The sequence below is a fragment of the Myxococcus sp. MH1 genome, from assembly GCF_059738865.1.
In genome coordinates, this window is sequence record NZ_AP026947.1 from 8,344,831 (window position 1) to 8,364,818 (window position 19,988).

Genomic DNA, 19,988 nt, shown 5'->3' on the forward strand with positions numbered 1-19,988 from the left:
TACGCGCTCCACCCCATGACGCCCCACCTGCCCCTGGCGCTCGGCGCCATGAACTACGTGGAGATCATCCGCGACGCGTCCTTCATCGAGCTGGCCGTGCTGCTGCTCCTGATGGGCGTCTCCGTGGCCTCCTGGGCCCTCATCGCGATGAAGGCCACCCAGCTCGCCAAGGCTCGCGCACAGTCTCTCACCTTCCTCGACACCTTCTGGAAGGCCTCCCGGCTGGAGGCCATCTACCAGACAGCCCAGAAGCTGGACGCCTCGCCGCTCTCCAAGGTCTTCTGTGCGGGCTACGAGGAGCTGACCAAGCTGGCGCAGGCCAAGGAAGGCGGCGCCGAGGGCGCCATGGCGGAGCGGCTGGGCGGAATCGAGAACGTGGAGCGCGCGCTGATGCGGGCGTCCACGTCGCAAATCACCGAGCTGGAAGCGCGCGTGTCCTTCCTGGGCACGGTGGGCGCGGCGTCGCCCTTCGTCGGCCTGTTCGGCACGGTCATCGGCATCCTGAGCGCGTTCAACCAGATTGCCGAGCAGGGCAACGCGACCTTGGCCACGGTGGCGGCGCCGGTGGGCAACGCGCTGTTCGCCACGGCGGCGGGCCTGTTCGCGGCGATTCCGGCCGTGGTCGCCTACAACTCGTTCGTCAGCCGCATCAAGGTGTTCGACACGGAGATGTCCAACTTCTCCGCGGACTTCCTCAACATCATCAAGCGTCACTTCTTCCGGTAGGCGGACCTCGACCATGGGCATGGGCGGAGGCAATCGCGGCGGTGGCCGCACCACGATGAGCGAGATCAACGTCACGCCCATGGTGGACGTGATGCTGGTGCTGCTCATCATCTTCATGGTGACCGCGCCCCTCATCCAGCAGGGCGTGAAGGTGAACCTGCCGGAGACCAAGGCGGCCCCGGTGGAGGCGACCGAGAAGAAGGTCGTGCTCTCCATCGACGCGGGCAAGAAGGTCTACATCGGCGACGCGGAGGTTGCGCTCGAGGAGCTGGAGGCGAAGCTTGCCGCCAACGCCAAGGTGCAGGCCGACAAGGAGGTCTTCCTCCACGCCGACCGGGACGTGCCCTACGGCACGGTCGTGGAGGTGATGGCGGCCGCCCAGCGCGCGGGCATCAATAACGTGGGGATGATCACGGACCCTTCCACGGGCTCCAAGACGTCCAACACGCAGTCGACCTCGAAGAAGCCCAAGGAGGCGAAGCGCTAGCCCATGCATTCCGCGGTGAGCCACAGCCTGCTCCTCAGCAAGAGCTCACGGGTGTCGCCGTTCATCATCGCGTCGGTGGTGGGGCACGTGGCCCTGCTGTTGGCGGGGATGCTGTACGCCCACCTCAACGCCGGGCCCAAGGTGGACCTCACCGCGCAGCCCATCCGCGCCACGCTGGTGCGCCAGGGCAAGCCGCGCGACTCCAAGCTGCTGCCGCGCAAGGAAGCCCTGCCGCCGCCGCCCAAGCAGGTGGACGCGCCCAAGCCCGCGCCCGAGGCGCCGCCCGCGCCCTCCTCCGCCGCCGTCGCGGTGCCCATCCCCGGCGTCAAGCCGGAGCCCTCGTCCGCGCCGAAGCCCACGCCGGTGAAGGGTGAGAAGGACGGCGAGGACCGGCGCAAGCGGCTGTTCGGCGCGTTCGACAAGACGGCCAAGGCGTCCGAGGAGGAGCCCGAGGGCGCCGAGGACGGCGACCCGGACGGCGACTCGGCCACCGCCGAGGGCGAGCGCTACTTCGGCCTCCTGCAGGCGCAGGTGCGCCGCAACTACAGCGTCGCGGACACGATTCCGGAGTCCGAGCGACTGCACCTCAAGGCCCTCGTGGCGCTGCGGCTGGGGCGCGCGGGCGAGGTGCTGGACGTGAGCCTCACCAAGCCCAGCGGCAATGATTTGTTCGACTCGGCGGTCGTCGCCGCCGTGCGCAAGGCCTCACCCTTCTCGCCTCCTCCCGACCACCTCCGAGACGCGCTGCAGAAGAACGGCGTCAACCTGATGTTCAACGCCCTATGAAAGCCCTGCTCCTCTCCCTCCTCCTCGTCCCGCTGGCGGCCTTCGCCCAGACGCCGACCATCGAAATCTCCGGCGCCAACTTCCGCCCGCTGCCGGTGGCGGTGGCCGCGCCCCTCACCCAGAACGAGGGCGCCAAGGGCGCGGCGAACGCCTTCGACACCGCCTTCACCTTCGACCTCACCGCGTCCGGCATCCTCCAGGTGCTGGACCGCAAGAGCTTCACGGCCGACCCCAAGGAGGGCATGGCCGCGGGCACCATCACCTTCAGCCGCTGGGCGGACGTGGGCGCCGAGGCGCTGGTGAAGGTCTCGCTGGCGGACGACGCCGGCACGCTGCGCGGAGAGCTGCGCCTGTACAACGTGGGCACCGGCCGCGAGGACCTCAAGGTGACCAAGGACGCGCCGGTGAAGAACCCGTCGCTCTTGGCCCACCGGCTGGCGGACGCGCTCTACCGGCACTTCACCCGCGAGCCCAGCCCCTTCCTGTCGCGCATCACGTACGTGAAGAAGGCGGGCAACAACCGCGACATCGCCGTGGCGGACTGGGACGGCGGCAACGCCGTGACGCTCACCAAGGGCGGCATCAACATCCTGCCCTCGCTGAGCCAGGACGGCGCGCAGGTGGCCTATACGTCGTACCGCAAGAACCGGCCGGACCTCTGGGTGCAGCGCCCGGGTGGCGATGCGCGCATGGTGGTCTCCGACGGACAGATGATCACCGGCGGCGCGTTCTCCCCGGACGGCAAGCGCCTGGCGTACTCGCAGGCCGAGGGTGAGAGCGCTCAAATCTACGTGGCCAACGCGGACGGCTCCGGCGCCAAGGCCGTCACCGACACGCCCTACGGCCTGAACACCAGCCCCACCTGGTCTCCCGACGGCAAGCGCATCGCCTTCGTGTCCAACCGCGGTGGCAGTCCGCAGATCTACATCATGGGCGCGGACGGCTCGGGCGTGCGGCGGCTCACCTTCCAGGGCAACTACAACCAGACGCCGGACTGGTCTCCTCGCGGCGACCTCATCGTCTTCACCGCGCGCGACGAGCGCAACGCGTTCGACCTGTTCACCATCCACGTCGAGACGGGCAAGGTCACGCGCCTGACGCAGGACCAGGGCAACAACGAGGAGCCCGCGTTCTCCCCCAACGGCCGGCTGGTGCTGTTCTCCTCCACGCGCGCGGGCGGCACGCAGCTGTTCGTGATGACGGCGGACGGCAACAACCAGCTGCCCCTGCGGGCGGAGAAGGGCACGCTGTTGACGCCCGACTGGGCGCCGCTCGCGGACAGCCAGCCGTAGGACTCGCGGAGCGTTGACAGGGGGCGCGTGCTCGGGTGCAGTCCCCGCGCATGAGCGCCTCCCTCCGTTCCCACTGGGGATTGGATCCCCAGGTCCGCTTCCTCAATCACGGTTCCTACGGTGCGTGCCCCACCGCCGTGCTCCAGAAGCAGTCGGAGCTGCGCGCGCGGATGGAGGCGGAGCCCGTCCGCTTCCTGCACCGTGAAATCGAGCCCCTGCTGGACGAGGCCCGCGGCGTGCTCGCGGACTTCCTCGACGCGGACACCGAGGACGTGTCCTTCGTCACCAACGCCACCAGCGGTGTCACCACGGTGCTGCGCTCGCTGCGCTTCCAGCCCGGCGACGAGCTGCTCACCACGGACCACGAATACAACGCGAGCCGCAACGCGCTGGACTTCGTCGCCGAGCACGGCGGCGCCAAGGTGGTGGTCGCGAAGCTGCCGTGGCCGGTGACGTCCGCTCGGTCCATCGTGGACACGGTGCTCGCGCACGTGACGCCACGCACGCGGCTGTTCCTCGTGGACCATGTCTCCAGCCAGACGGCGCTGGTGATGCCGCTGGCGAGGCTCGTCTCGGAGCTGCGCGCGCGCGGCGTGGAGACGCTGGTCGACGGCGCGCATGGGCCGGGACAGGTGCCGCTGTCGCTGCGCTCGCTGGGCGCTGGCTACTACACGGGCAACTGCCACAAGTGGCTGTGCGCGCCCAAGGGCGCCGCGTTCCTGCACGTGCGCAGGGATTTGCAGCAGGGCCTGACGCCGCTGGCGGTGAGCCATGGGCGCAACTCGCCCCGCACGGACCGCTCCCGCTACCGGCTGTTGTTCGACTGGACGGGGACGCATGACCCGTCCGCCGTGCTCTGCGTCCCGGAGGCACTGCGCGTGGTGGGTGGCCTGCTACCCGGCGGCTGGCCCGAGGTGATGGCGGCCAACCGGAGCAAGGCCCTGGCCGCGCGGGCCCTCCTGTGCGAGCGGCTGAAGGTCTCCCCCGCCTGCCCCGAGGACATGGTGGGCAGCATGGCGGTGGTGACGCTGCCACCGGGCTACCCGTTGGAGCCCGAAGCTCCGCTCTACCTGGACCCGCTCCACCTGCGCCTGTTCGACGAGCACCGCATCGAGGTGCCCATCGTCGCGTGGCCCCGGCCGCCCGAGCGGCACGTGCGACTGTCCGCGCAGCTCTACAACACCCCGGACGAGTACGCCGCGCTGGCAGACGCTTTGGAAGCGCTGCTGCGTTGAGTAGGCTGGATACACATATGCCGCGATTCGCCACCATCGACATCGGTACCAACTCCGTGCTGTTGCTGGTCGCGGAGCGCACCGGGGACGGCCGCTTCGAAGCCGTCCTCGAGCGCGCTGAAATCACCCGCCTGGGACGCGGCGTGGACGCCACCCGCCGCCTGTCTGCCGAGGGCATGGAGGCCACGCTGTCGGTGCTCGAGGCCTTCGCGCGCGAGGCGCGTGAGCAGGGCGCGCAGGACATCGCGGTGTCGGCCACCAGCGCCGCGCGCGACGCGGTGAACGGCGCGGAGTTCCTCGAGGCCGCGAAGACGCGCGCGGGCGTCACGGTGGAGATCATCTCAGGGCAGCTCGAAGCGGAGCTGTCGTTCGCCGCGGTGAGCTCGGACTTCTCGGGCGAGGCGGCCGGGCCCTTGCTGGTGTTGGACATCGGCGGAGGCTCCACCGAGTTCATCTACGGCAACCCCGCGGGCCACGTGGACTTCCGTCACAGCTTCGACGTGGGCGCGGTGCGGCTCACCGAGCGCTTCGTGCGTTCGGACCCGATGTCCGCCGAGGACCGCGCGCGCATCCAGGCGCACCTGCGCGACACGTTCAAGGCGCTGCCGCCTCCACCTCCCGCCTCGGTGCTGGTGGGCGTGGCGGGCACGGTGACCACGGTGTACGCGGTGAAGCACGCCATCGACCCGTACGACGCGGCGCGGGTGCACGGCGGCACGCTGTCGGTGGGCGAATTGAGCGCGCTGGTGGACCAGCTGTGCCAGCAGCCTCTCGAGGAGCGGCGCACGCTGCCGGGCATGCAGCCCAAGCGCGCGGACGTCATCCCCGCGGGTGCGCTCATCCTGCTGGAGGCGGTGAAGGCGCTGGGGCTGGATGGCTGCCGGGTGAGTGACCGGGGCTTGAGGTGGGGACTGCTCGCGCACCGCTTCGGCGCGGGGGCCTCCCGTTCATGAGCGCGCCCTCCGTGAGCGTCTCTCCACCCCCGTCTCCGTCACCCTCGCCCACCACCACAACCGTGGCACCGGCGGCGAACGCCGGCTACGCGCTGCTCATCCTCACGCTCATCAACCTGGTCAACTACCTCGACCGATACATCGTCGCGGTGGCGCTGCCGGGCATCCAGCAGGAGTTCGGCATCAACGACACCCAGTCGGGCCTGCTGGGCACCATGTTCATCGTGGTGTTCATGCTGGCCTCGCCGCTGGGCGGCTTCCTCGGTGACCGGTATCCCCGCAAGTTCCTGGTGGCAGGTGGCGTGTTGTTGTGGAGCCTCGCCACGGGGGCCAGCGGGCTCGCGACGTCGTTCATCGCGCTGCTCGTCGCGCGGGCGGTGATCGGCATCGGCGAGGCGGGCTATGGCGCGGTGGCGCCGAGCATCATCTCGGACCTGTACCCTCGCGACCGGCGCACGCGGATGCTGGCGCTCTTCTACATCGCCATCCCCGTGGGCGCGGCCGCGGGCTACGGCCTGGGCGGGTGGCTGACGCAGAAGTACTCGTGGCACGTGGCCTTCTTCGCCGGAGGCGTGCCGGGCCTGATTCTGGGCGCGATGGCTTTCTTCATGCCGGAGCCGAAGCGCGGCGCCATGGACGGCCCGGACGCGGAGGTGAAGCTGCCCTTCATGGTGGGTTTGAAGGGGCTGGGACGCAACGCGGCCTTCTGGGCGGTGACGGCGGGCTACACGCTGATGACGTTCTCCATCGGCGGCCTGGGCTTCTGGATGCCGACGTACCTGGTGCGCGAGCGCGCGATGTCGGCGGACAGCTCCGGGTTCCTCTTCGGCGCGATTACGGCGGTGGCGGGCCTGTTGGGCACCGTGGCCGGCGGGTGGCTGGGCGACAAGCTGGACCGCAAGCGCGAGGGCGGTGGCCTGTGGATGTCGGGCATCGGCCTCCTGCTCGCGGCGCCGTGCATGTACCTGGCCGTGCACCTGAAGGACGTGGGGCCCACGTTCGCGGCCATCGGCGCCGCGCAGTTCCTCATCTTCCTCAACAGCGGTCCCATCAACGCGGCCATCGTCAACTGCGTGCCGCCCGCGTTCCGCGCCTTCGCCATGGGGCTCAACGTGCTGTGCATCCACCTGCTCGGGGATGCGATTTCGCCCACGCTCATCGGCAACATCGCCGACGCGTCCAACCTGCGCACCGCCATCGCGGTGAATGCCCTGCCCGTGCTGCTCGGCGGACTGGCGCTGCTCGTCGGCGCGAGGTTGTTCCGGGACGCCGTTCCCCGGGAGCGCGCTACCGCCTGACGGCGGCGTCCACCTTCGGCCGGTATTCGTCCGCCAGTCGCTCCACCTCGGTCGCCAGCCGCTCGCCATCCGCGAGCAGCAGCGCCTTGAGGCGCGCGCGGTTGCCCAGCATGAAGAACACGTCCACGTCCCGGCGCAGCACATCCGAGCGCTCGGAGAAGTAGAGCGTGAAGAGGGCCAGCGGCGGTACCGCGACGAAGGTGAAGAGCGCGAGGAGCGCGCCCCCCAGCACGCCCGCCGTCACGGTGAGCCCTGCCCACCAGACGAGCATCACGACGAAGCCCGTGAGGAACTTCACCGTGGCCTGCACGTCGAGCTCCGCCTTGCGGCTGGCGGCCCGAGGCACCTGGTACGGCAGCCAGAACAGCACGAGCCCCAGCACGAACAGCGGCAGCCCGAACACCAGCGCGAGCAGGTTCTTCACGATGAACGACGTGACGTTGCCCGGCCGGTAGACGAGCGCCAGGTCCGACGGCCCCGTCGCGTGCACCAGGTCCAGCCGGCGCTTGAATGACGTGAGCTGGGCGCGCAAGTCCTCGAAGCGCTCCGGCTCCTGCGTGCGGAAGAGCTGCACGCCACGAGCCCACAGACGCAGTCGCTCCGCATCCAGCGCCCCGCCCTGCTTGAAGGCGAAGAGCTGCTCGGCCAGCTGAATCAACGGCAGGTCCGCCCACTGCTCCAGGTTGAGTGTCACCGCGCGCAGCCCCTCGGCGATGCGCTCCGTCAGCGCGCGCACCGAGTCCTGCTCCGAAGCGGCGTCCGCGGGCTGGAACGCCGTGGCGTCGATGGCGGGCCCCACGTCGATGAGGACCTCGCTGCGGAACACATGCTTCTCCGCGTACGTCAGCCCCACGGGGACGATGCGCACGGGCGCCCCCTCTCGGACGGCGCTCAGCGCGATGCGCGAGGCGCCCGTCTTCAGCTCAGCGAGCCCCGGCTCCGAGTGGCTCTTTCCCTCCGGAAAGATGGTGATGGCGCGCCCCTGCACGAGCGCGCCCTTGGCCGCGTCGAGCGTGCCCTCGTTGCCGCCCATCTTCGTCGGGTCGTCCTGCTTGCGATACACCGGCAGCGCATCGAGCCCCTTCAGCAGCCAGCCGATGACGGGCATGCGGAAAAGCGGCGCCTTCGCGAGGAACGTCACCTTGCGGCGCGTGAGGATGAAGACGAGCCCGGGGTCGATGAGTCCATTGGGGTGGTTGCCCACGAAGAGCACGGGCCCCTCGGGCTCGGCGCCGGAGGCATTCACCCTCACCCGGTAGAACAGGCGCAGACACACCGCCACCACGGCACGGACACAGGCGTAGAACACGCCGGGGACTGTACCTCACGCGGCGCGGACGGCGCTCACGGGTACTTGTCCACCACCAGGATGACGCCCGTGTTGTCCTGCACCACGGAGAACCCCTTCATAGGGCTCGGGTAGGCAATCAACCCCTCGCCATCGCGGTCCCACCTCGCGTCGAGCAGGATTCCGCAGAACGGCACGGACATGGCGCCGCTCTCCGGCAGGAAGACGCGGTCATAGCGGCCGAACACGCGGTGCTTCGTCACATAGAGCCGCCCGCCAATGCGAGCGCCGGGAAGCACCTTCTCCCCTTCGTCCCGGGGCAGCGCGATGACGAAGCTGTAGTTGTAACGCGCCGGTCCCGGGTGGTCCTGGATGGCATCCACGATGACGGGGAGCTTGTCGCCAGGCTTGAGCCCCAGCCGCTCCATCTGCACCAGCGCGCCCTTCGGACACGTCCCCTCCGGCGGCATCCACTTGGGACGCTCCGGCGCGTCGGTGACGTCCTGCGCGTGGCGGCACCCCGCGCCCCAGAGGCCCGTCAGCAGCAGCGCCATCCACCCCGTGGACCTGAGCCTCATCAGAACGTCCCGATGCTGAAGTGGAACTGCGTGCGCGCCTCGTTCACTTCCTCGTCCGGGTCCAGGTTGAAGCCCACGTCGAACGCGAGGGGGCCCACCGGCGTCATGTACCGCAGGCCCATGCCCGCCGCGTAGCGCAGCCGCTCCAAATCCAGCCGAGTCCTGTCCAGCCACAGGTTGCCCGCCTCGAAGAACAGGCCCAGGTCCAACGACGTCAGCGCAGGCAGCCGCAGCTCCGCCTTGCCCAAGGTGAAGAGCTCACCGCCCTGGCTCGCCGGCACCTGCCCCGCGAGCACCGCCTTCAGCTCGCCCGAGCACCCCGTCGGGCTGATGAGCGAGCGACAGTCGCGCAGCCGCTGATGCAGCGCCTCACGCACGTCCTCGGGCAGAACGCCGTCCTCGCGGAAGCCGCGCAGGCTCGACGAGCCGCCCAGGTAGAACAGCTTCGAGCCGATGGGCTGTGCGCCCATCTCCATCGGGACGATGGTGCCCGCGCGCGCCGACAGCGCGAGGCTCGCTCGACGCCCGAGCGGGATGTAGCCACTCAAGCTGCTCGCCAGCTTCAGACCGTTGATGGGGAACGCAGGCACGGCGTTGCCCGCGACATCCGTGGGGCTCACGCTGATGCCACGCGTGAGCTCCGCGCTGCTGATGAGCACCAGCCCACGCCGGGGGTTCGTCGCGTCGTCACGGAAGTCGAGCGTGATTGCGGGCCGCAGCGAGTGCAGCACGAAGTCGCCGAACGGATAGCGCAGCCGCTCCTGGTCCGCGCGGTTGAGCAGCTCCAGCACGCCGGCGCGCGAGCGCAGCCGGTTGTTCTCCACTTCGTACGACAGCGAGACGTTGAACCAGGACGCCACCGCCCAGTCCAACGCCGCCGCCGCCGCGAGCCGCGAGGACACGTACGAGGGCCGGTGCACACGCTCGGCGATCAGGTCCAGTCGCGCGCCCACCTCGAACGGCAGCAGGAAGTACAGCCGAGGCTGCGAGAGCGCGAGGTTGCCACGGCCACCCAGTCCGCTCAGTCCCTGGAGCTCCACGTCACAGCCCGCCGAGGCCGCGCCGCCCGACTGCTCACACGCAATCCGCCGGTCCGCCGACAATGCCTCCGCGCTCCAGCCCGCGTAGTTCACCTTGCCGCGCGCCAGCAGGCTCAGGCCCAGTCCATCCAGGTTGCGGTACGCCGTGTCCAAGGTGATTCGAGGACCGTCGACCAGGAAGTAGCCGCCGGACACCTGTCCATCGAGGCGAGGGCGCTCGTGCACCGTCACCACCACGTCCTTGGACGCCTCGCGCCGCGTGGGGTCCGCGAGCGTCACGTCCACCTGACGGAACAAGCCCAGCCGCGCGAGCCTGCGCTGACCCTCGGTGAGCGAGTCCATGGCCAGCGGCTGCCCCTCCTCCAGGTTCAGGTTGGCCATGATGAGGTCCGGGTCCGTGCGCGTCAGGCCCTGCACCAGCACCTTGCCCACCTTCACCTGCGGCCCCGTGTCCGCGTTGAACACCACCGTCGCGACCTGGTCGCCCTCCTCCAGCGAGGACTTCGTCGTGACGCGGGCGAAGAGGTAGCCCTGCGTGCCCAGCCCGCGCTCCAGCGCCACGCGCGCCGCCTCCACCGCCTCGAAGCTCAGCGGTAGGCCCTCGTGCACCCCCATGCCCGAGGCCGTCGCGCGCGCGGCCTTTGTGTCCGGGAACCCGTCGGGGACGACCTGCTTCACGCGCGTCTGGGGCCCCTCCACCACGTCGAAGTCCGCCGCCGCCGTGCGCGTGCGAGCATCCACCGTCAGCCCCCGGAGCGTCACCACCACCGACAAGAAGCCCCGCTCACGGTACTGCTCCATCATCGACTCCGTGGCCTCCAGCCACGCGTCCTCGACGTACACCGTGGCCGGGTCCGGCACCGGCTCCGTGGCGCCAGGCCCGCGGCCGTGACGACCCTCGACGTCCAGCGGGTCGTCCTGGAGCCGCAGGTCCAGCTCCGGCTGGAGCTCCCCGGCGCGGATGCGCTCCGCCAGCACCTCTCTCAGAGTGCCCGAGCCCAGCGACGCGTTGCCATGGAAGCGGACCTCGCTGACGCGCAGGGGCTGGCCCTCGTCCACGTCGAAGGCCAGCACCGCCACCTCACCATCCGGCCGCAGCACCTCGCGCGGACGCACGCGCGCGTCGTGGAACCCCCGGTGCCGGTAGAACGACTCCACCCGCCGCGCCAGCCGTCCGGCCACCACCTCGTCGAGCGGCTCGGCCACGTCGTACGCCAGCACCCGCTCCAGCACCTCGGCCGTGAAGCGGTGGTTGCCATGGAAGCGCACGCTGTAGCGAGGCCCCGCCGACAGCGGCACCGACACCGACGCGGCGCTCCCCTCCACCAGCACCGCGGGCGCGCCCACCTGCGCGCGCCAGTGCCCCGCCTCGCGCAACACCGTGCGCAGCTGGTCCAACCCCGCGTCCAGCCGCACGCGGTCGAACACCTCACCGGGGCGCATCGCGAGCGCCGCCAGCAAGCGGGGCAGCGGCAGGCCCGGGCTGCCGGAGAAGTTCACCTGTCGAACCAGCGTCGGCTGCCCCTCGGTGACGTGCAGCGACACCTGGATGCCCAGGGGCAGCGGCTCCTGCGTGGCCGTCACGCGCACGGAGTCGTAGCCCTTGCGCTGATATGCCTGGAGCACACCGGACACGGCGCCCTCCAGTTCCTCCTGGTCCAGCGGGCCGCCCTCCAGCAGGCCGCTGGCGTCGAGCAGCTCCCCGTCCGTCAGCACCTGGTTCCCGTCGAAGCGAAGCCGCGCCAACCGCGACACGGGCGTGAGCTGGAACACCAGTCGCACCCCGCCGCGCACCTCCTCCGCGCGCGCCACCACGTCCGAGAACCGCCCCGTGGCCCACAGTCGCTCCACCGAGCGGCGCACCAACGAAGGCATCAGCGCCTGGCCCTTGCGCACCGCCACCAGGCCGCTGAGCCCCTCGGCGTCCTCGCCTCCGGGCAGGTGCAGCTCCACGGCCACCACGTTCTGACCGGCGGCGCGGGCCTCGGGCGCCTGGGCGCGCGCGGAGGCCGAGGCCAGGACGCACAGCCAGAGCCCCAGCGCCACCGCGGCGCGGGTTACTCGACCTCCCAGCTGAGCTTCAGCTCGAGCCCGAGGTTGCCAAACGAGGCTTCGCTGTTCTCGTTGTCCCACTGGGCCTGCGCGGAAAGTCTGTCGTCGAAGCGGTACTCGGCACGCGCCCGCGTTCCGCGCCCACTCACCGGTTGAGTCATCCCGATTTTAAGCTGCTCGCTGAGGAACTTCGACTCCAGTTGCGCGGTGGGCTCCGCTTGTCGGGTGGCGTCATTGTAGGTGGTGGATATCTGGAGGGACAAATCCCTCAGCACCGGATTGCTGGGGAGAAACCGCTGGACCTGCCGGTCCAGACCCGACGCGTTGAAGAGGGCCTCGGCCGCCAGCCCGGCTCCGGCCGACGCCGCGGTGTCCCGGTCCGACGAGGTGAACCCCAGGGTGAGCAGGGAGACGATGTCCCCTTCCACCAGCGCAGGCTCCGACGAGAGGAGGATCTGCGGGTCCGTGGGCTTGCCGAAGGCGTGCAGCTTCACCAGGAACTCACGCACCTGCGTCTGGGCCTGGACCTCGAAGACGGGCTCCAGGCTGTTGGCGTCCTGGAACTCCAGCTGCCCCTGGCTGATGGTGAACGGGTTGTTGCGGAAGAACGCCTGGCTGCCCTCGGCCAGCTCCACCCGCCCCAAGAGGCCCGGCCGCAGGTCCGTCCCCGTCAGCCGCACGTCCCCGAGCATCCGCGCCTTGGCCAGGTTGTTGTCCACGCGCACGTCCCCGAAGTGGACGTTCACATCCCAGATGACCCACGGCTTCAACGCCTCGCCCAGGGCCGCCGACGGCGAGGGCGCCTGCACCGGGGCGCGCTTCTGCATGGACTTCAGCAGCGCCTCCACGTCCAGCGCCTTCTGGTAGCGCATCTTGACGATGTCGATGCCGCCCGTGACGGTGAAGCCCTTGGGCGGCCCCACCACCTGGAGCAGCCCGGAGAACGTCGCCGGCAGGTCCTCGGTGAGCCGGTAGGGCACCTCGTCCAGTTGCACCGTGAGTCCCAACCGCTGAGGCAGGAAGCGCGACAGCCGCACGTCACCGCGCGCGGACACCTTGCCCTCGTTGACCAGGCCCCGCAGGTGTTCCAGCAACATGCGCTGGCCCGTCAGCTCCACGCGCCCGGACATGCCCCGGACGTTGATGGGCAGATCCCGCATCGCCACGCGCAGGTCCAACAGCTCCGCGCTGCCCACCACCGAGGGTGCCTCCAGCGTCCCCGTGGCCTCCGCGTCCACGGTGAGCCGCCCCATGGAGCGCTCCACCATCGACGGCAGCAGTGACTCCAACAGGCGCAGGTCCCCACCTCCGCGCAGCGTCAGGCCGATGCCGCCGCGCGTGGTCATCCAGCCGCCCATGTTCAGGTCCACGTACGGCCCGAGGAAGCGGAACGGCTGCACCTCCAGCCGCCCCTTCTCGAAGGCGAGCGAGATGGGGGCCGTGTTCTCCGCGCGCACGTCGTCACGCGACAGCACCAGACGGTCCACCGTCGCGCGCACCTGCGCGGCCTGGGGCTCCATCAGCGGCCCCTTCGCCGTGAGCGAGCCGGACACCTGGCCGGACACGCCCGCCCACAGCGGCTCCGCCGGCAGCAGCGTGCGAATCTCCGGCAGCGCCAGCGTGAGCGAGGCGTCGTAGGGCCACGTGTCCTGCACCTTCATCTTCACGCGGCCGCTGGCGTCCTGGAAGGGCCGGCCCCAGACCTCGAAGTCCTTGCCCACCAGTCGCCCGGTGAGGTCCATGGCGCCCAGGTTGCGACCATCCAGCGCGATGTGCGGCGACTTCAGCGTGACGTCCACCACGGGGATGTCGGACGTGCCGGAAACGACGCCGTCCATCACCATCGTCCCCGTGAGCCCCATGCGCCCGGCCAGCTCCGGCCCCACCGTCTCCCCGAGCGACAGCCCGTCCCCGCCGAAGCGGTAGTCCAGCCCGCCCGCGAACAGCAGCGTGCCCTCCGCCCAGGTGCGGCCCAGCGGGCCCTTGAGCTCCGTGCGCTCGAGCACCATGGCCTTGCCGTCCACGAAGCGCAGCCGCGCCGAGCCGTCCCCCAGGCGCCGCCCGTAGTACGCGGTGTCCTTCACGTCGAAGGCCACCAGCCCCTCCAGCTTCTCGATGGGGCTGTCCACCTCCACGCGCCCGGACGCCGTGCCGCCCAGCGTGCCCTGCATCACCGCCAGCGACGGCGTCAGGCCCGCCACCACGTCGACCAGGTCCTCGGTGCGCCCCTGCGGGACGTTCACCTCGAGCTTCAGGTTGAGCAGCCGGCCGAAGCCCACCGCCGCCTTGCCGTAGTACTGCGTGCGCCCCTTCTGTCCCGTGAACGAGGGGAAGGCCAGCACCCCATCCGAGTAGCCCAGCTTCCCCTGCAGCACGCCCAGGTTGAAGCCCCAGAAGACGAAGTCGCGGAACGACAGGCCCGACTCCACCTTCACCTCGGAGACCGGCCCCGTAATCGAGTACGTCGCGTTGCCGCGCCCCGCCCACTTCAGTCCGGCGATGTGGCCGAAGTCCGACAGGTCCACCTCGCCCTGACCGTGGATGTCCAACCCCAGGCCATTGCCGATGAGCAGCCCCACGTCGGCCTGCACGCGCGAGCGGCCCACCTCCGCCTGGACGTGGTTGAAGGACACGCGGTCGGTCTGCAGCCGCACCTGCGCCTGCGCCCGCCCCTTGTCGAACTCCAGGATGTGGATGCCCTCGCTGGCCGGAGCGTCATAGGCGCGCGTGGCCAGCCGGAAGCGGCCCGTGCGCAAGTCCAGCGGCCCGGACAGCGAGAAGCGCGGCAGCAGGTTGCCGGAGAGCTGCGCCTCGAGCGACGCGGGGAAGTCCACCCACGAGCCCTTCACCCCCGCCTTGTCGAGGATGCGCGCCAGCGACGCATCCTCCGTCTTCAGGCTCACCTCCAGCGGCAGCAGCGGCGTCAGCAGCAGCTTGCCCGTGGCGCGCACCCGCCCCATCCCCACCGGCACCACCACCTCCTCCAGCCGCACCTCGTCGCCCGCGTAGGACAGCCGCGCGGAGATGTTGGCGGGTCCGAAGCGCTCGTAGCCCAGCCCATTGCCGGACAGCTCCAGCGACACCGCGGGAGACTCGGGCTTGCCGGCGATGGACACGCGGCTCCACAGGTGGCCCGTCGCCGGCTTCGGCAACAGCTTCGCCTGCGACAGCGTGCGCAGCGGCAGGAAGATCTGCGCGTCCAGCGCCAGGTGCGGCTGGCAGAGCGAGTCCACCCGTCCGGACACCGTGGTGCTGATGTCATCCAGTGACACCTCCGCGCGCTCCAGCTCCAGCAGTGCCTCGTCCGGGTCCACCGCACCGGCGATGGCCAGCCGCTGCAGCGCCAGCTCCTGGCCTCCGGGCCCCAGGCGCACGAGTCCCCGGCGTGCCTCCACGTCCAGCTCGATGACGCCCCAGCGCTCCGCCCAGCGGACATCCAGGTCCGCCACCTCCACGCGGCGCCCCTCGGGCAGCGCCACGCGCACCTCGGCGCCGACGATGTCCAGCTTCGCCACCCGCACCCGCTCCAGCGGGTCCAGGAAGCAGCCCTCCGACTTCGTCTCGGGACGCTCGCGAGGCTGGGACACGTCCAGCGACAGCCGCGGACGCACCGCGCGCACCGAGGCGAACGTCAGCCTGCCGGAGAGGGGGCGCAAAAAGCCGAACTGCACCTCCGCCAGGTCCGCCGCCAACAGCGGCGTGTCCGCGCCCGGCAGGAAGAGCGAGAAGCCGTGCACCAGCACGCGCGAGCCGAGCGGGTCCAACTCACAGCGGCCGATGCCCACGTCCAGGCCAAGCACGTCCGGCAGGTGCCGCCGCGCCACCGTGCAGGCCACCTCCCACGTGGCGGGCATGCGCAACGCGAGGACACTCCCCGAGATGACGAGGAGCACGAGCAGCAGCGCTCGAAGCGCACCGTTGCGGCTCTGTGTGGCCAAAGCCCCTAGAGCTTACCCAGCCCTTCGAGGTAGCGGTCTATCTCCGCGAGGTCGAGCTTGTTGTTGGCCGCTCGGGGCAGGTTCGTGGCGGGCACGCTCGCCCGCTCGGCTGCTCCAGGAGCGGCCGAGTTGATGCCCTGCAGGCCCAGGTTCTTCCCGATGCGGTTCACCAGGTCCGCGGACACGGTGTCCGCCCGGGCCAGGAAGGCCTCGAAGAGCGCGTTGTCGCACAGCGTGTTGATGACACGCGGCGAGCCGGACGAGTGCTCGTGCACGGCCAGCAGCGCCTCGGGCGAGAACGGCATGCGCGGGCAGCCGGCGAGCCGCAGGCGGTGCTTGATGTACGCCTCGGTGGACTCCGCCGTGAAGGGCTCGAGCTTGTAGCGCATGGCCACGCGCTGCGCGAGCGGCGGGTCCAGCTTCAGGTTCTTCTCGATCTCCGGCAGGCCGAAGAACACGAAGGAGATGAGCTTGCGCTCCGGCACTTCCAGGTTGAGCAGCCCGCGGAACTCCTCCATCAGCTCCCGCGTCTCCAGCATCTGCGCCTCGTCGATGAGGACGACGGCCTTCTTGCCGGACTCGTAGATCTGCAGGAGCCGCTGGTAGAGCTGCGACAGGAGCGCGAGCTTCTCCTGCGCGGGGTTCTCCACGCCCAGCTGCAGCGCGATTCGGCGCAACAGCCAGTTGGCGGTGATGCCCGAGTGGATGATGACGAGCAGCGCGGCCTCGTACTCGGACTCGGGAAGCGAGTCGAGCATGCGGCGCGCCAGCGTCGTCTTCCCCGCGCCGATGTCGCCGACGAGGATGGACAGGCCCTTCATGTAGCTGACGGCATGCATCAGCCGGGTGAGCGCCTGCGAGTGCTGAGCCGAGTTGTAATAGAAGCGGCTCACCGGAGCGTTGGAGAAGGGCTCCTGGGTGAGGTCGAAGAAATCGAGGTAGGTCGTCATGGGCTCGCCGGACCTCGGGGCAACTACACGTAACCGACCTTGCGCGCCTTGGGCGCGCCGGCGGCCGGCACGGGGGGATTGGCCACGGCCGCGGCTGCACCGCCGCCAGGGCTCTTCGTGCCGTTGGTGGTGGCGACGGGCGCGGGCATGGGGAGGGGGTCGTCTTCCGGTGACGTGCTGGCGGACAGTCGGGACACCTGCGAGCTCACGTCGCGGTACTTCGCGTCCATCGCCGCCACGCGCTGGTAGTGGTGCAGCGCCTTGCCCGGCTCGCCGCTCGCCTCCCAGGCCTGGGCCAGCTCGAAGCCCAGCGCCTTGGCGGCCTCGCCCGTGGCGTGGGGACTGGCGAGCCCCTCGCGGAAGGTGGCCACCGCGGACGCGCCGTCACCGCGCAGCAGGTGCAGCATGCCCATCATCGTGAGGCAGTCGAGTTCGCGCTTGGAGCCCATGGAGCCCTGACGCGCCACCTCGAACTCGTGGAGCGCGTCGTCCAGCAGGCCCATCTCCTTGTAGGCGATGCCCAGGTCGTAGTGCGTGTCCACGTCCTCGGGCTTCACCACCTTGGCCAGGCCCTTCTTGAACTCGGAGAACACCTCCTCCACCGAGTACTGGAAGTCCTCTTCCGCCGCGGGCGCCGCCGCCGTGTCGTCGCCCAGGTTGTCGATTTCGCCGGCCAGCTCCGCCGCCAGGTCGAACGCGTCGCGCTCCCCCGCCGGCTCCGTCATCGGAAGCACGGTGGGCACCGACACGGGCTCGGGCGGCTCCTCTTCCGGCGGCACGCCGCCGCTGGCCTCGAGCGCCTCCAGGCGCTCCATCAGCTCCGTGGCGCGCGCGTGGCCCGGGAAGGCGATGCTCACCGTCTCGAGGATTTCACGCGCCTCTTCCAGCAGGCCCTGGTCCAGGAAGAACGCGGCCTCGTCGCACTCCTCCGCGGCGGGCTCCTCCTCCGGCTCGCTGACGCTGTCGTCGGCGAGCTCGGCGGCGGCCTCCTCCTGAGGCTCCTCCACGGGCGAGCCGAAGTCCTGGGGCTCCTCCTCCACCGAGCCGAAGTCGGTCTCCGGCAGGGACTCGGGTTCGTCGAGGGGCGCGTCGTCCATCGCCACGATGGCGTGCGAGGCGGTGGGCTCCTCCTCCTCGAAGTCGCCCAGCGACGGCATGTCGGAGCCCGCGGGCTCCTCGAGGTCGTCGAGCATCGACGCGTCCAGCGGCGCGATGCCCACGCGCGTGGGGACCTCGTCCACGTCGAGCGAGGCCTCCTCGACGAGCGTCGCCTGCTTGCGCGTGTCGGGCGCGGCGTCCTGGAGGAGCTGACGGGTGGGCGCGCGCACCATCGTCGGCGGCGGCGCGTCGTCATCGTCGCCCAGCGACATGGCCGCCATCGTGGACGTGGCCTCGTCGTCCGAGTCGCCCAGCGAGTAGCTCTCGTCGTCGGAGAGCGGGCCGTCCAGGTCGGCCGACTCGACGAGCGGCTCGTCGTCCGTGGACGCGAGGCCGGGCTCGTCCGTGAGCACCATCCCGTCGTCGCCCGACACCAGCAGCTCGTCCTCGGCCGCCGCCGCCAGGTCCTCCGGCGCGGGGGAGTCGTAGACGTCGTGCTCGCCCGAGGTGATGGCCTCGCCGACGAGCGCCTCCTCGCTGACGACGGTGGCGTCGTGCTCGTCGTCGATGACCTCGTCGGAGTCGCTCGAGGGCAGCGTGGCCAGCGCCAGCTCGTCCCCCGGAGGATGCAGCAGCGCGTCCTCGGGCGGCGGCGCGACGAGCACCTCGTCGTCGCTGGAGTCCACCAGGATGGCGTCCTCGCCCACCGACTCCACCACCGTCGCGGACGGAGAGGCCGTCACCGGGCCCTCCACGCGCAGCACCGACAGGAACGCCGGCACCTCCGGGTGCGCGGGGTTCTGCTGGAGGATGGTCGCCAGGTACGGCTGCGCGCGCGTCGAGTCCGCGGCGCGCGTGCACAGGCGCAGCACGTTCAACAGCTGCTCGCCCGCCTGCGCCGTGTTCCCCGAAGCGACGTAGATTTGATACGCCTTCTCGTGCGCGTCCAGGTTCTCCGGGTCGACGGAGAAGACCTTGCGCAGGTGCTCCAGCGCTTTGTCGTGGAGCCCGTACTTCACGTAGACGTCCGTCTCCGTGAGCAGCTTCGCCAGCTGCTCGCGCGCCATCCCCGCCTGCGAGGGGGGCGGCGCCGCGACGGGCGCGGGCTGCGGCTGGGCCGCGGGCTGAGGCGCGGCGCGGGCGGCCGGCTGGGGCGCGGAGGGCTGCTGGGGCTGCGGCGCCGCCACGGGCTGGGGCTGCGCGGGAGCCGGCGCCGGCGCGCGGCGCGCGAGCAGCTCCGGGTCCTGCGGATCCAACACTTCAATCTGCGTCCAGACGGCCTCGGCCTCGGTGAGCCGGCCGCGCTCCTGGTGGATCTTCGCCAGCTCCTTGTAGACGGACACCGTCTTGGAGGTCTGCCCCAGCCCCTGGAACGCCTGGGCCAGGAGCGACAGCGTCTCCACGTCGCGGCCATCCGCCTTGAAGCACACCTGCAGCTTCGCGAGCGCGCGCTTCTGGTCGCCGCGCTGCAGGTACGAGGTCGCCAGCTCCTTGGCGAGCGGCAGGTTGTCCGGCTCGAGCGTGGACAGGCGCTCGGCCACGCGGGCCCAGTCGTCGCCGCGGCCGTTGCGCTTGAGGTACTCGGCGGCGCGCTTGAACTCCTGCACCGCCTCGCGCGACATGTTCTCGCGCGCGTACAGCTCCGCGAGCTTGATCTTCGACGCCACGTTCTCCGGGTCGAGGTCCACCATCTTCTTCAAGGTGTCGAGCGACGACTTGGTGTCGCCCGCCTTGTCGTAGTGGTTCGCCACGATCTGGAAGTAGGCCATCGCCTCCGACATCAGCCCGAGCTGCTGGTGCAGCTCCGCCAGCTTGAGGTTCACCTCGAGCAGGTTCGGGTTGAGCTTGAGGACCTGCTTGTAGAGGGCGACGGCCTTGAGGAAGAAGCCGTCCGAGGAGTAGCTCTCCGCGACCTTGGTGAAGAAGTGCGCCGCCTGGGCGTTGTCGTTCTTCTTCTGGTACAGCTCCCCCATCTTCTGGAGCACCCGGATGTCCTTCGGGTCGACCTCCAGGACCTTCTGATACTCCTTGATGGCCTTGTCGTACGCGCCCTTCGCGACCAGCTTCGCGGCGGCTTCGATGATCTTGTTCTTGTCCATCGAGCGTGGGCTTCCGGCGAGCCGAAACCCCTTGGAACTTCGCGGGTTTCTATCTTCAAAAGGGGGAGAGTCGGAGGCTAACGGAATCCTCCGACGCGGGTCAAGAAACAGCCCGGCTCCCCCCGGGGCCAGCTCACCTGCTTGCACACCCGCCCATTAGACGGACGC

Annotated in this window: 13 protein-coding genes; 7 read left to right on the top strand and 6 right to left on the bottom strand. The window is 70.3% G+C overall.

Going from position 1 to position 19,988, the window contains the following annotated elements:
• The first annotated feature begins 15 nt into the window (after positions 1-15).
• Genes AC6JA9_RS32820 through AC6JA9_RS32850 form a run of 7 tightly spaced genes read left to right on the top strand, consistent with a single transcriptional unit; the run spans position 16 to position 6,777 of the window.
• On the top strand, positions 16-726 hold the full coding sequence (locus tag AC6JA9_RS32820) for a MotA/TolQ/ExbB proton channel family protein (RefSeq protein ID WP_046715628.1): 711 nt from the start codon (positions 16-18) through the stop codon (positions 724-726).
• A gap of 13 nt (positions 727-739) precedes the next feature.
• A complete protein-coding gene (gene tolR, locus AC6JA9_RS32825) occupies positions 740-1,213 on the top strand; it encodes a protein TolR (RefSeq protein ID WP_141323753.1) in 474 nt (157 codons plus the stop codon).
• A gap of 3 nt (positions 1,214-1,216) precedes the next feature.
• Complete coding sequence (locus AC6JA9_RS32830; protein ID WP_141323752.1) at positions 1,217-1,999, top strand: TonB family protein; 783 nt, start codon at positions 1,217-1,219, stop codon at positions 1,997-1,999.
• On the top strand, positions 1,996-3,291 hold the full coding sequence (locus AC6JA9_RS32835; RefSeq protein ID WP_223748148.1) for an LpqB family beta-propeller domain-containing protein: 1,296 nt from the start codon (positions 1,996-1,998) through the stop codon (positions 3,289-3,291). The genes AC6JA9_RS32830 and AC6JA9_RS32835 overlap by 4 nt, the downstream gene beginning before the upstream one ends.
• A gap of 50 nt (positions 3,292-3,341) precedes the next feature.
• Entirely contained in the window at positions 3,342-4,526 is a 1,185-nt protein-coding gene (locus AC6JA9_RS32840; protein WP_223748147.1) for an aminotransferase class V-fold PLP-dependent enzyme, read from the top strand.
• Between the two features lie 17 nt (positions 4,527-4,543).
• Positions 4,544-5,479 (top strand): Ppx/GppA phosphatase family protein, encoded by a 936-nt coding sequence (locus tag AC6JA9_RS32845; RefSeq protein ID WP_223781767.1) that lies wholly within the window; start codon positions 4,544-4,546, stop codon positions 5,477-5,479.
• Positions 5,476-6,777 carry a spinster family MFS transporter gene (locus tag AC6JA9_RS32850; RefSeq protein ID WP_497958350.1) on the top strand — a complete coding sequence of 434 codons (1,302 nt, stop codon included), beginning with the start codon at positions 5,476-5,478 and terminating at the stop codon, positions 6,775-6,777. The genes AC6JA9_RS32845 and AC6JA9_RS32850 overlap by 4 nt, the downstream gene beginning before the upstream one ends.
• Here the strand turns inward: AC6JA9_RS32850 and AC6JA9_RS32855 are convergent.
• The 6 genes from AC6JA9_RS32855 to sgmX are packed head-to-tail and all read right to left on the bottom strand — an operon-like array spanning position 6,767 to position 19,820.
• Positions 6,767-8,086, bottom strand: a complete 1,320-nt coding sequence (locus tag AC6JA9_RS32855) for a lysophospholipid acyltransferase family protein (protein ID WP_223781765.1) — start codon at positions 8,084-8,086, stop codon at positions 6,767-6,769. The two genes, AC6JA9_RS32850 and AC6JA9_RS32855, sit on opposite strands and share 11 nt — an antisense overlap.
• A gap of 35 nt (positions 8,087-8,121) precedes the next feature.
• Positions 8,122-8,643 carry a hypothetical protein gene (locus AC6JA9_RS32860; RefSeq protein ID WP_223781764.1) on the bottom strand — a complete coding sequence of 174 codons (522 nt, stop codon included), beginning with the start codon at positions 8,641-8,643 and terminating at the stop codon, positions 8,122-8,124.
• Entirely contained in the window at positions 8,643-11,729 is a 3,087-nt protein-coding gene (locus AC6JA9_RS32865) for a POTRA domain-containing protein (protein ID WP_223748143.1), read from the bottom strand. Before AC6JA9_RS32865 ends, AC6JA9_RS32860 begins: the two co-directional genes overlap by 1 nt.
• 11 nt (positions 11,730-11,740) lie before the next feature.
• Positions 11,741-15,673: a translocation/assembly module TamB domain-containing protein gene (locus AC6JA9_RS32870; protein WP_223781763.1), complete on the bottom strand. Its 3,933-nt coding sequence runs from the start codon at positions 15,671-15,673 to the stop codon at positions 11,741-11,743.
• A 5-nt stretch (positions 15,674-15,678) separates the two neighbouring features.
• Positions 15,679-16,623 (bottom strand): ExeA family protein, encoded by a 945-nt coding sequence (locus AC6JA9_RS32875; RefSeq protein ID WP_223748141.1) that lies wholly within the window; start codon positions 16,621-16,623, stop codon positions 15,679-15,681.
• A 23-nt stretch (positions 16,624-16,646) separates the two neighbouring features.
• Positions 16,647-19,820 carry a type IV pili formation protein SgmX gene (sgmX, locus tag AC6JA9_RS32880; RefSeq protein ID WP_497958351.1) on the bottom strand — a complete coding sequence of 1,058 codons (3,174 nt, stop codon included), beginning with the start codon at positions 19,818-19,820 and terminating at the stop codon, positions 16,647-16,649.
• Between the last annotated feature and the right edge of the window lie 168 nt (positions 19,821-19,988).